General features: G+C 47.7%; 11 protein-coding genes. 10 read left to right on the top strand and 1 reads right to left on the bottom strand.

Annotated features, from left to right (window positions below; genetic code table 11):
* The first annotated feature begins 4 nt into the window (after positions 1–4).
* From WG891_RS21530 to WG891_RS21485, 10 genes are all read left to right on the top strand, one after another.
* Positions 5–622: a DMSO/selenate family reductase complex B subunit gene (locus tag WG891_RS21530; RefSeq protein ID WP_337264417.1), complete on the top strand. Its 618-nt coding sequence runs from the start codon at positions 5–7 to the stop codon at positions 620–622.
* A gap of 1 nt (position 623) precedes the next feature.
* Positions 624–1,484, top strand: a complete 861-nt coding sequence (locus WG891_RS21525) for a DmsC/YnfH family molybdoenzyme membrane anchor subunit (RefSeq protein WP_337264416.1) — start codon at positions 624–626, stop codon at positions 1,482–1,484.
* A 47-nt stretch (positions 1,485–1,531) separates the two neighbouring features.
* Positions 1,532–2,140: a Tat proofreading chaperone DmsD gene (gene dmsD / locus WG891_RS21520; RefSeq protein ID WP_076942263.1), complete on the top strand. Its 609-nt coding sequence runs from the start codon at positions 1,532–1,534 to the stop codon at positions 2,138–2,140.
* Complete coding sequence (locus WG891_RS21515) at positions 2,140–2,700, top strand: 4Fe-4S dicluster domain-containing protein (RefSeq protein ID WP_337264415.1); 561 nt, start codon at positions 2,140–2,142, stop codon at positions 2,698–2,700. The genes dmsD and WG891_RS21515 overlap by 1 nt, the downstream gene beginning before the upstream one ends.
* A gap of 120 nt (positions 2,701–2,820) precedes the next feature.
* Positions 2,821–3,966, top strand: coding sequence for an MFS transporter (locus WG891_RS21510; RefSeq protein WP_076942261.1), 1,146 nt, complete (start codon positions 2,821–2,823; stop codon positions 3,964–3,966).
* Positions 3,967–4,182: 216 nt separating this feature from the next.
* Entirely contained in the window at positions 4,183–5,079 is an 897-nt protein-coding gene (locus WG891_RS21505) for a hypothetical protein (protein WP_337264414.1), read from the top strand.
* 381 nt (positions 5,080–5,460) lie between these two features.
* Positions 5,461–6,468 carry a hypothetical protein gene (locus WG891_RS21500; protein ID WP_337264413.1) on the top strand — a complete coding sequence of 336 codons (1,008 nt, stop codon included), beginning with the start codon at positions 5,461–5,463 and terminating at the stop codon, positions 6,466–6,468.
* Between the two features lie 218 nt (positions 6,469–6,686).
* Positions 6,687–7,460, top strand: coding sequence for a hypothetical protein (locus WG891_RS21495; protein WP_337264412.1), 774 nt, complete (start codon positions 6,687–6,689; stop codon positions 7,458–7,460).
* An 11-nt stretch (positions 7,461–7,471) separates the two neighbouring features.
* Positions 7,472–10,786 (top strand): DEAD/DEAH box helicase, encoded by a 3,315-nt coding sequence (locus WG891_RS21490; RefSeq protein WP_337264411.1) that lies wholly within the window; start codon positions 7,472–7,474, stop codon positions 10,784–10,786.
* Positions 10,787–11,052: 266 nt separating this feature from the next.
* On the top strand, positions 11,053–11,757 hold the full coding sequence (locus WG891_RS21485) for a hypothetical protein (RefSeq protein WP_337264410.1): 705 nt from the start codon (positions 11,053–11,055) through the stop codon (positions 11,755–11,757).
* Positions 11,758–11,860: 103 nt separating this feature from the next.
* Here the strand turns inward: WG891_RS21485 and WG891_RS21480 are convergent, their stop codons facing one another.
* Positions 11,861–12,268, bottom strand: coding sequence for a hypothetical protein (locus tag WG891_RS21480; RefSeq protein ID WP_337264409.1), 408 nt, complete (start codon positions 12,266–12,268; stop codon positions 11,861–11,863).
* Positions 12,269–12,316 lie beyond the last annotated feature (48 nt).

The raw sequence follows: 12,316 nt of genomic DNA, 5'->3' as shown, positions 1-12,316 counted from the left end.
GCTGATGACTACGCAATATGGATTCTTTATCGATTCAAGTCGTTGCACCGGCTGCAAAACCTGCGAGCTGGCCTGTAAAGACTATAAAAATTTGACGCCGGAGGTCAGCTTCCGCCGTATCTATGAATATGCCGGCGGTGACTGGCAGCAGGATGGGGATAGCTGGCACCAGAATGTGTTCGCCTATTATCTGTCGATCGCCTGTAACCATTGCGAAGATCCCGCCTGTACCAAAGTGTGCCCAAGCGGGGCGATGCATAAGCGGGAAGATGGTTTGGTCGTGGTGAATGAAGAGATTTGTATCGGTTGCCGCTATTGTCACATGGCCTGCCCGTATGGCGCACCACAATACAATGCGGAAAAAGGCCATATGACCAAGTGTGATGGCTGTTACGAGCGCGTGGCTGAAGGGAAAAAACCGGTGTGCGTGGAGTCTTGTCCGCTGCGCGCACTGGATTTTGGCCCGATTGATGAACTGCGCAAACAGCATGGCACCCTGGCGGAAGTGGCTCCGTTACCGGCAGCCCATTTCACCAAACCCTGCATCGTGCTGAAACCGAACGCCAACAGCCGCCCAAGTGGTGACACTACTGGCCATCTGGCCAATCCGAAGGAGGTTTAAAATGGGTATGGGATGGCATGAATGGCCGCTGATGGTGTTCACCGTATTAGGGCAGTTTGTGGTGGGCGGCGTGATAGTCATGGGGCTGGCGCTGATCACCGGGAATTTGACCGATCGCCAGAGTAAAGCGGTCCACGGCACAATGTTCTTCCTGTGGTTGCTGATGGGCATCGCGTTTGTCGCTTCGGTGCTGCATTTGGGGACGCCGCTGCGGGCCTTCAATTCGTTGAATCGCATTGGCGACTCGGCGCTGAGCAATGAAATTGCCAGCGGTGCGCTGTTCTTTGCGATAGGGGGCCTGTACTGGCTGTTGGCGGTGCTGAAAAAACTGCCGCAGTCGTTGGGGAAAGCGTGGCTGGTAGTGACCATGGTGCTGGGCTTGCTGTTTGTCTATGCCATGACTCGCGTCTACCAGATCGATACGGTTCCCACCTGGCATAATGGCTACACTACGCTGAACTTCTTCCTGTCGGTGCTGATCGGCGGGCCGCTGCTGGGTGTATTGTTGCTGCGTGCTGCCGGGCTGGAGGTTTCTGGGCGTTACCAACTGGTGATGTTGAGCGTGCTGGCATTGTTGCTCAGCCTTTGCTCTGCGCTGCTGCAAGGCAGCGAACTGGCGACGATCAATAGCTCGGTACAGCAGGCTTCGGCATTGATCCCGCAATACGGCCAACTGATGGTCTGGCGGCTGGTGCTGCTGGTACTGGGGTTGGGATGCTGGATTTATCCACTGTTGCGCCGTGGTAATGCGGGGGTGATGGGGTTGACCTTGGGCTTTGTGTTAGTCTTTGCCGGTGAGTTGATTGGCCGTGGTGTGTTCTACGGCCTGCATATGACCGTTGGCATGGCCGTGGCTGGCTGACGTTTAACCTGGGCGCAGCGCGCTGCGCCCCTAGAGAAGCCAGAGTGATGATGCTTGAAAAAATCGCGTTAACCGGCCGCGTGCTGGGTATTTTGCTGTATGCACCGCCAGAGAGCAAAGAGTGCCAGCCACTACTGGCGACGCTACAGGATCCCACATGGGCGGCGGAATGGCCGCATGAAGGCTGCCAGCAGGCTGCGGCCTTGATCGCCGAGGGGCTGGCGGATAACCCACCAGAGCCTCTGGCAGAGGCTTATCAACGCCTGTTCGTTGGCCCTTATGCCTTACCTGCACCACCTTGGGGATCGGTATATCTCGACAAAGAAAGCGTGCTGTTTGGTGATTCGACGCTGCGTTTACGCCAGTGGCTGCGGGTGAACGGTATCGAAGCCCAGCGCGAGCACAATGAGCCAGAGGACCATATCGGGACTTTACTGATGATGGCGGCCTGGTTAGCAGAGGAAAAGCAGCAGGCCATGGTGAGCGGGCTGCTGGCAGAGCATTTGCTGCCTTGGGCACCACGCTACCTGGAACTGTTGCAGCAGCACGCCGGGCATCCGTTTTACCAAGGAGTGGCACAACTGGCGCAAGTCACGCTGGCCGCTTGGGCAGCAGATTGCCCGGTAGCTATCGCTAAGTGGGAACTGTATTACTGATGAAGAACGATCGGCAACTCACACCGCAAGGCACTAGCCGGCGCAGGTTGCTGACCGGCTGGATGGAGCGGCGAAAATGCCAGCCGGAACAACCGTCTTTGGCCGTGCCTGCGGTGGCTTGCCCACCCCAGGCCGTGCCTGAACCGTTATTCGGTGCGCTGTGCGATGGCTGTGCTGCCTGCGTAAGCCGCTGCCCATATGGTTTATTGCATATCGAACAGGGCAAAGCGGTGCTGAGCATCGATTTCACCGAATGCGACGCTTGCCGGAAATGTACCGCCGCCTGCCCAACGGGGGCGTTGCGTGAGCAAATGCCTTGCGATACGTTGTTGCGCCCGCAAATTAGCCTGAGCTGCCTTGGGCGGCAGGACAGCTGTCGAATGTGCATGATTAACTGCCCGCAGCAGGCGTTGGCTTTCAGCGTTTCTGCCAGCGGCGATCGTCAATTGCAGTGTAACAATGAGCGTTGCAATGGCTGCGGCTTGTGTAAATTATCCTGCTTCCATGGCCATATTGCGCTTTCTCCGCACGGTGAAAAATCTTTGCCTGAGCAGGGATAAGCAGCGTTGCGCTCGGTGCACCAACATATTGTGCGGTTATCACTTAGCCACTGATTGACTTTTTTATCGCCAGTGGCATGATGCGCGCACTCTCTTAGCGCGTTCGGTTTCAATTTCATTATGTCCGTATATTCCCGCCCAGTGCTGTTGTTGCTCTGCGGTCTGTTATTGCTCACGGTTTCCATTGCCGTCTTAAATACCCTGGTCCCTCTTTGGTTAACTCATGCTCAATTGTCAACTTGGCAAGTGGGCGTCGTCAGCTCTTCTTATTTTACCGGCAACCTGGTGGGCACGCTGATTGCGGGCAAACTGATCAAGCACATTGGTTTTACCAGGAGCTATCATTTTTCTTGCCTGGTTTTTGCCGTGGCCACTGCCGGTATGGCGCTGTCGCTGGATTTCTGGAGTTGGGTAGGCTGGCGTTTTTTTGCCGGGGTAGGGTGCGCGTGGATCTGGGTGATCGTCGAAAGTGCCCTGTTGCGCAGCGGTAACCAAAGCAACCGTGGCCAACTGCTGGCGGCCTATATGATGGTTTACTATCTGGGGACCGTCGCAGGGCAACTGTTGCTGAGCATGGTATCCACTGAATTACTGAACGTGCTGCCCTGGGTGACGGCCATCGTGATCGCGGCGATGCTGCCCATGCTGTTTGCCCGTGTGAACAACCAGAATGACGAACCGCAGCAGATCGCCGTGTGGCCCATGTTCAAGCGCCGCAGCGCGCGTTTGGGGATCAATGGCTGCATTATTTCTGGAATAGTACTGGGTTCGCTTTATGGCCTGATGCCGCTTTATCTGGCTCATCAGGGGATGAGCGATGCCAGCGTAGGGTATTGGATGGCGCTGCTGGTCAGCTCGGGAATCGTCGGCCAATGGCCGGTAGGGCGGATGGCCGATCGCTATGGCAGGCTGTTAGTGCTGCGCATTCAGGTGTTTGTGGTGATCCTGGCCAGCATCGCGATGCTGGGGAACTATGCCATGGCGCCTGCGCTGTTTATTCTTGGCTGTGCCGGTTTTACCCTTTATCCGGTCGCCATGTCCTGGGCCTGTGAAAAAGTGCTGCCGCATGAGTTGGTGGCGATGAATCAGGCGCTGTTGATGAGTTACACCATCGGCAGCTTACTGGGGCCGTCAATGACCTCTATGCTGATGCAAAATTACTCCGATCGTCTGCTGTTTGTAATGATCGCCGCCGTGGCGTTGATTTATCTGCTGATGCTGTTGAAAAAACCAGACCACCACCACACCCCGTTGGCGGCGGCCTGATAGTATCCTCTGAAGACTATTGGGTGATGCAGTATAAAAATCCGAGGTTAGCTGGCTAACCTCGGATTTTTTATGTCCGCGAGACAATATTGGCAACGAGATACGTTATGAATGACTGTTTAAGGCCACCATGACTTTTTATCTCTCGCCGTTTGCTAATGATCGCTATAGTGAAGTGACATTGCACTCACGGTAACTCTGAATTGGAAAGCGCTCATGCATTTTTTACTTACGGCGATGCTATTTGTCCTCTTATCTTCAGTGCTCCCATTAGTGGTCAACGCAACTGCAAAAGTTATGCAGATGCCTTTTCAGTTGGATGACACCTCTCTCCCAGTGACCCAGATTGATATGGCTGGCAAGCGCCAGACGTTCTCGATCGATACGGGCTCATCCATTGCTCTGCATCTATCAAAAGATGTTATGGCGCAACTGCCTGGGTTGATCATCGATCCTGAAAAAGAGCGCACTACTGACCTGACGGGCAAGATCTTTCTCAATGAGAGATTCCATATTCCACAGCTTTCGATCAATGGAATGATATTTAACAACGTTCAAGGGGTGTCGTTAACCCCGTGGGGAATGGTTTTAATCCCCAATGGACATCTTCCCACCTCAATGGTTATTGGCCTGGATTTATTCAAGGGGAAGGCGGTACTGATTGATTATAAAGCCCAGCGCCTGTCGGTGGCTGATAGTGTTCAAACATTGGGCGTCAACGTAGCCGAGGGTTGGGTGGCTTTGCCGCTGCGCCTTAGCCAGGAAGGCATTGTGGTGAATGTTTCGCATCGTTTACAGCGTTACAACATGGTTTTGGATACCGGCGCATCGGTATCCATTTTTTGGAAAGATCGGCTTAAATCTTCTTTTAGTCACCTCCCTTGCCAGCTTGTGATGGCAGAAATGAACAATAAAGGGTGCGCGGCAACAGAGTTTCAACTTGATGAGGTGGGCAAAGAAGATATTAGGTTGAATGCGGTACTGTTAGACGGCGCATTTGAGCATATGGAAACCGATGGCCTAATTGGTAATAATTTTTTCAAAAACTTCGCCGTCCTTGTCGACTTCCCGGGTCAGAAATTATTCATTAAAAATCACCGCTCACCAGAGTGACGTTGTGGGGGGGCCTGATAACGGCTGTTGTGAGCGCCAGTTTAGAGCTTGATAGCGTTGAAATGAAAAACGCCACGGATTCGGTAAGAAATCCATGGCGTTAAATTTGGCTCCTCTGACTGGACTCGAAACTTATTTTATCCAATTGAATTTAATATGGTTATTATTTTAAATTTAGAACGAAGCCCCCAATAAAGCCCCTAAAATTGTTGTTTGTCATAAATGTGACGGCTATCTCATCTTGATGGCATTGTTGCATCACGGGCTCGGTTAGTTTTTGCATTTTATAACAGGATTACTTACCTGATGTGAGGACATTTTAATCCGATATCTGGGGGAGTGTTGCTTCATGTTGGTAATACAATCGAAAAAGGAGAAAAAATGTTCTCACTGCTGGAGGAGAGCGATGAAATTGCTAAGGCACAACGAAAGCTGGAAAAAACGCTTCGAGGTAATTTTCCGAGAAGAGCTTTCAAGAATATTGGTTATCCTGGTGGAACGATCTTTGATGCGAATGTGTTCAATGATGGTGAATATTGGTTTTGGTCTGCAAACTACAATGCTTCGGATGTCCCAAATCCTAGACGACTAAACTGGTTTGGCCTCTTTCATGAGGCTGGAGGCCTCCAAATTTCTGTTGAGATCAATACAACATATGCAGGTCGTAACGATCGAATTGCTGGATTCTTCGCCCGTGACAATTCCACTGGATTGATCTACTTGATGCATTCGGGTCGTGTTGGAGGCGGCACACAAGGTGTTGGCCAATCAGCATTTTTGGCGTGGAGTAATCAGCATTTGATTGATGTCGCGGATACTTCTGGAGACATCCGAGAGGGAGTGTTAGTGATGCCGATAGAAGGCTTAGTCGCAAAGCGGTCAGCTATCAGCTACATCAATAAGATCGTGCGTTTCAAGCGAGCTGTTCGAGATGGAGAGCTTAACACTACCGAATTCCAGCATAAGAAGCAGCAACTGGAGGATTATTACGCTGAGGCGCGTGGAAAGCGCAAAGGAAGTCGATCTAGCAAGATCGACTACATCTCTCGACACGGTGAGGTAGTCGATGCACTCTACGAATGGCGAAAGTCGAAACCAATGCCGCAGAGTGGTCGTCTTGTAAAGAATATCTTGATCGACTTGGGAGTTGCTGTTGAGGAGAATGTGGTTGAGATCTATGAGGTAAAAAGTTCAGCGACACGCACAGATATCTATTCAGCTATTGGACAACTTTTGGTTCATGGGGTGGTCGGTGATTGTCGAAGAGTAATGGTGATTCCTTACACTGAGACCATCTCCGATGATCTCAGTAACGCTTTACGGCGATTGCGTATCGAGCTGTTAAGGTTTGTCCTCGACGATGAGAAGGCAACAATTATTGAAAGGTGATTGGGATGCTTGATTACTGAAGCTGAAGAGTGGTGATTCTGCCTAGAGCTTTATATGATTTTTGTGAAAATCATAAATTATGTTGCCATGTTTTAAACTGTCTTCCTAAAAATTGCATGCTGCCGTTAAATGCTCCATTTCATTAAGCTACTGAACTCTTTGTGCATAGTAGAAAAAGATGTAAAGTGGTAATTAAAAATAATCTTGCATGGTGACAGATGACAATTAGCATAGCACCATATGAACATAGTGATCTATGTCATGGAAATACATGGACAGTTACTGATCTGGATGCATTAGCTCAGCAAATTGCCCTTGTTGCATTGGGACAGTCTCGCCATGTGCAGCGGATTCTTGCGGGTACATCTTTAGTAGCTCGACCAGCGACAGATAATGCAGTCCTTGGAGCTATCAGGTTATTGACAGTTCCACCTGATGAGAAACCATGGCATCGAGATGGGTGGATGTTTCAAGTAATATCATGGATTGCTGCTCATCGAGGAACTCCCAGCGGAATTATTCGAGCTCCTCATATGATACATGCTGAAAAAGGGTTTGATGGACTCCAACTCAAGATTGATGTGCAAACGGGGGTTGTTACTGCTGCCATTATATTTGAAGATAAAGCAACAGATGCTCCTCGAAATACTATTCGAGAAGATGTATGGCCTGAGTTTGCAGCACTTGAGGCTGGTGAGCGTGAGAATCTACTGACTGCTGAGGTCACGTCTCTTTTGCAGACACAACCCGACCTAGATCCTGATCTCGCAATTGAGAATATTATCTGGGGAAGTGTTAGACACTATCGCATTAGCATTACAGTCTGTACGACTCATAATAGCGATACTGGTAGACAACGCCTATTTAAGGAGTTTGACGCAGTCGTGCCAGGAGATAACCAACGACGCCAAGGAGAAACATTTTATGTTCAGAACCTTCGACCTTGGATGCAGGCGCTCGCAGAAAAGGCAATAGCTTTGATTCAGGGATGAGGTAGATTGAGATGTTTGATTCCGACACTGTTAGACTTATTGCTAGTGCGCCTCCTTTTTCTGGACTTGATTTAGACGATTTACCGAAAAAGCTCACAAATGCTTATGCATCTCTAGTATCTGCTCGGGTTCGATTACAACATTCGGCTGCGAATACTATAGTGCCAGATGATATTGCCAATATTGTAGATGAAATGAAGCGTTTAGCGTATGCAAATGAAGCATTTGTATCTGTACTAGATGAAAGAGAAAATAGAGCTGCAGCAGCGTTTGTAGCTGGAACTGCCCATCATATCACTTTAATGGCAGACAAATTTCGTGTTAAACCCTTGCGAGCAAGCTATCTTACTCTCGATGGGATCTCACCTGAAGTATCCGCAACCATCCTATTTCTTATCGCTGAATCAAGTGCTGACGCTGCAGAGATGGCAAAAGCAATTGTCGTTAATTCTAATGACATGGTTGAAGCAGCATTGCTACATGCTATTGCTCATCTTGCTAATGGAAGGTTTCGTAAAATATTAGAAACAGTCCTGCCAACATCAGAACAGATTCTTGAAGGAGATGATTCCGAGCAGGCTGTTAGAGCACTTTACTTCATGCTTTTAAAAGGAGTGTGTGCATTAGCTGCTCGCATGCTTGGTGTTGATTCATTTGGCGAGATTGAGCCAAAAAATCAGTTTGATGAAGTAAAGAAACTTTGTATTGAGCCTATTGATGTGATAACAGACGAAGTAACTATTTTTACTAACAGCGTCTATCCAGGGCCTTTGCACCTGGCATCGTTACTTTCATCTGTCTCCAGAGATTTGTTTGATTCTGCTCTCGTAAAGATACCCTCGCCACAAAATATAAATCCAGGGCGTTGGTTAGATGTCTTAAAAACTATTGCTGAACATCGCCCATATTTATGGCGAAATCATCGTCAGGCCATCGCTTCAGGATATCTGGAAATAGGAGTTTCTTCAGCTATCAGTTTCCCAACAGGTGCGGGAAAGTCGACTTTAGCTGAGTTAAAAATTGCGACAGCGCTCCTTAATGGAATGAAGGTTGTTTTTCTTGTTCCAACACTTGCACTTGTTGATCAAACGGCTAAAGCGATTACAGGGACATTCCCAAATGCAGAGGTTATACAAGAGCGTCCAGAAGAGTTGATTTTTGAACTTAATGAAAGAACGTTACCTGCTATCTCAGTCATGACGCCAGAGCGTTGCCTTGCGATGTTGAGTTTTGATCGAGAGGTTTTTTCCAGAGTTGGGTTATTGATTTTTGATGAATGTCATCTGTTACATCCACGTGATATGGATCGCAGTCGTCGTGCAATTGATGCCATGTTATGTGTACTTAATTTTGTAGCCATTGCACCAAACTCTGACCTTTTATTTCTTTCAGCGATGATGAGGAATACTGAAGAAATAGCGGCTTGGATGGAAACACTGACGGGGCGCAGGTGTTTGGCGTTAGCTCTGACATGGAAACCTACTCGTCAGGTAAGAGGATGTGTGGTTTATTCTCAAGAAGAGATTGCTACCTTAGAAATGAGGCTCAGAGTTGAACGTATAAATGCGATCACTAAGGATGCTCCGCAATCGTTGAAAAGAAAATTAAAAGCTAGACCTTATGGATTCTTTTGCCTTCATCAGACTTGGCAATCCCGAAGTCGTAATGACTACACACTTTTACCATTACTTGAGCAGCCAGTAATGCTTACTAATGGGGTAACAAAAAGGCAAGACTGGTATTTAACACCGAATGGTAATCAAGTCGCAGCCACGATTGGAACATCCACAGCACGACAAGGTTTAAAAACACTGATATTTGCGCAAACAATACCATTGGTTAATAGCGCATCGAGAACTATTTCCCTCTCTCTTGGTAGGCAAGGTTGCTTGCTTTCTGAAGAAGAGAAACATCTATACGAAGTTGCGCTTGATGAGTGTGGTGGGGCGACGCACCTCTATATTGAGGTTGAAGCAGGTGAAAGATTAATTTCATCCAGCATCTGCCATCATGGCCTTCTTCTGTCGGTTGAGCGTCAATTACATGAGTCCTTATTTAAAAGGAAAGATGGTATTAATATAATTGTTGCTACATCTACCCTTGCGCAAGGAATGAATCTTCCTAGTGAAATTGTCATTATCGGTGGAGACAGCCGTTTTGATCAGGCAATTAACGGAATGGAGCAGTTAGAAGCCCACGAGCTATTGAATGCCGCTGGTCGAGCAGGGAGAGCAGGTGATTCATCATATGGGTTTGTCCTTGTTGTTCCAAGTAAGGTTGTTAGCCTCAATAATGAGGAAAACTCAATAGATGCCCATTGGACGACTCTTCAAGCTATTTTTTCTCAGAGTGACCAATGTCTTACCATTGATGATCCAATGACCTCTTTACTTGATCAGATTCATATTGCTGCAATTGACGCCCCTCTCTCTGAAATGGTTACCTATATGCTAAGGAGACTTCCAGTCGGAGAATCGCAGAATATGAATGAGTCTGATATTCCTGCCCAGGAATTGCTTAATCGTTCTTTCGCAGCTTTTCGAGCAAGGCAACGAGGGGATCAGCATTGGGTAAACTCGAGGATTGAAGCAGCTATTGCATTACGTCACGCAGATCCGAGTATATCTAATAGTCTTACATGGGTAGATCGTCTTGCCGCTGCAGCAGGTGTTCCAGTGGATATCATTCGTGAGCTAGGTGAATCTCTTTCGGGAGCGATTAACTCTGACGCCCCAATGTCAGCCTGGTATGAATGGTTCATTAGTTGGCTTACCGAACGGCCACATATTATACCATTGCTTATTCGTCGTGAAAGCCTCGAAGGATTATTAGGAACGGAATATAAAAATCTAAATGATGATCAGTCGCGAGGGGAATTAGCATCCAGACGTATTTTCCCCTTGCTAAATAGGTGGATGGCTGGTGATACGCTTGCCGAATTGGAAAGTTTGTTTGGGACTCCAGAACACTTGATTAAATCATGTGAGAAAGCTAGGAGCTTTGTTCTGAAAATTGTCCCTGAGCTTGCGTATATCTGCGGTTTACCTCAGCAGGTACTTAGGGCATTAATCGCAGAAAGATCAGAGGTGGCTCTTGTCCCAACTGCGCTGGAGGTCTTAGGCTCTTGCGTACAGGTTGGACTCGATAGCATTGAAAAATTAGCCCTAAGACAGCATTACAGGAGACGAGTGAATCGGCGAGCTATCCATCGAAAGTTCACGTTGATTGAGCCATATATAGTGGCTTCAGCACCAAATGAGAGATTCAATGCAGTTGTTACGCGTATTGAGAATGCTATACACACAGCTCAAATGTTTGGTGCGTAGTTGTTCCCAAAATTTGTGCTGTTGCAATATGAGAATATTAAAGTTGGCCTTGTTACTTTGTCTGCGGCCGGTAAAATAAAATTATTTAGCTGTAGAAATAATGTTCGCTAAGAAGGTCAAATGGACACTAAGTAACAGATTAAAGCCAAAAAGAATCGATGGTATCACCCGGAAGAATCTGTTGGACTGGAGGAGCGGCTAGGTATCAGTCTCATACCTCACGGGGGGATGTATATGCTTCATATCAACTTCGAAAGAGAATTAATATGAGTGAGATTAATATTCCTCACAACGAGCGAGATGCCCTTAAAGCAGTCGATACAAACATTTTAGATCAGCTTATTGAACAGTGTCTGAGTGAGGAGCGACCTGACGCTTTGCGGTGTCTTCGGCTTGAGTGTTGCGGGGTATATGTTGCTTCACAACTTCGAATGTATGAAAAGACCTTGGGAGAGTACAGCAAATCGAAAACTGCCAAAAAGTGTGCAGAAACGAAATATAGCGCCCGCTTGGCTGGTAACGATTTAGCTCATGCTGTTCAACAGATGAAATCCCGGGTTGAAAAGGAAGAGAAGGAGGCGCTGCTATTCTGCATTGAAGACCAGATCATGAAACCATACCATTTCAACGAGCATATTACGGTGAGAGTTAACTATCATTGGCGTCAATCAACTGAGGATAAATGGGTTTATGGAAAAATAACCTTTTTCCATGATGTCGACTTGCGACCGGATTACTTGATACCATTATCAAACCGGAAGCCAAGCGTGGCTAAACAGAAGCTGGATAGACAGGACAAACTGTATCGCGAATGGGAATACCTAAAGATATTAGGTCTCCATTCGGTCAAAGAATATTTCAGGAATGGTGGTGACGGGGCGTTAATCCCACAAATGTTTCAAGCGAAGATTGACCCATTTACGCGTAGATTAAACAATTTCAGCGCTGAATTTTGGCATAAGCTACCTTGAAACATTGACTAGAGAGGCTTTGTAGGTACTCTTGGTAACGGCACTAATGTTGTTCCTGACACGCAACGGCGAATGTAGTGTGTTTTTCTCGGTTACCTAAAAACTATTCAAGAGGGCGATGGCTACAGAGTTGTGGGTCGAATAACGAGTCGCTGACAATAGAGAGCAAGTGGTTTGAATTGATCATTCCGCCGCAGAATTCAGGCTCAGTCGCGATGGTCATACCCGCCATGCGTGGGAATACCCATGAGAGGAGGGGATTCGCTGGATTTAAGACTGAACGAATATCGTTTTCAGCGACCAGGGTGACATCCGAGCCTCCGCCGCATGAGTCAGGGCTTTCGGTAAAATAGTCCAAATCAATGTCAAAGAAAACTCTCGGGTAGTCGCAACTGGAAACGGTTTCTACCAGTGATTCTATTGAGTCGTAGCAGTGAATGGCATGGTCGTAAGCGTCCGGCGAACTCATATTGTTAACAAAACTCTGCTGCCACATGCTGCCTTCATTCAATACAACGAACCTGAGGCAAAATATGGCAAAACAGTATTCTCACAGTGA

This window comes from Serratia sp. MMO-28, from assembly GCF_037199905.1.
Lineage (GTDB): Bacteria > Pseudomonadota > Gammaproteobacteria > Enterobacterales > Enterobacteriaceae > Chania > Chania oryzae.
Note: the sequence above shows the minus strand (reverse complement) of the source record. Positions and strands in the feature narration are given on the sequence as shown.

Coding starts and splice junctions, on each gene's coding strand:
- WG891_RS21505 (WP_337264414.1), top strand. CDS start 4,183: ATGCATTTTTTACTTACGGCGATGCTATTTGTCCTCTTATCTTCAGTG.
- WG891_RS21525 (WP_337264416.1), top strand. CDS start 624: ATGGGTATGGGATGGCATGAATGGCCGCTGATGGTGTTCACCGTATTA.
- WG891_RS21510 (WP_076942261.1), top strand. CDS start 2,821: ATGTCCGTATATTCCCGCCCAGTGCTGTTGTTGCTCTGCGGTCTGTTA.
- WG891_RS21500 (WP_337264413.1), top strand. CDS start 5,461: ATGTTCTCACTGCTGGAGGAGAGCGATGAAATTGCTAAGGCACAACGA.
- WG891_RS21495 (WP_337264412.1), top strand. CDS start 6,687: ATGACAATTAGCATAGCACCATATGAACATAGTGATCTATGTCATGGA.
- dmsD (WP_076942263.1), top strand. CDS start 1,532: ATGATGCTTGAAAAAATCGCGTTAACCGGCCGCGTGCTGGGTATTTTG.
- WG891_RS21530 (WP_337264417.1), top strand. CDS start 5: ATGACTACGCAATATGGATTCTTTATCGATTCAAGTCGTTGCACCGGC.
- WG891_RS21515 (WP_337264415.1), top strand. CDS start 2,140: ATGAAGAACGATCGGCAACTCACACCGCAAGGCACTAGCCGGCGCAGG.
- WG891_RS21490 (WP_337264411.1), top strand. CDS start 7,472: ATGTTTGATTCCGACACTGTTAGACTTATTGCTAGTGCGCCTCCTTTT.
- WG891_RS21485 (WP_337264410.1), top strand. CDS start 11,053: ATGAGTGAGATTAATATTCCTCACAACGAGCGAGATGCCCTTAAAGCA.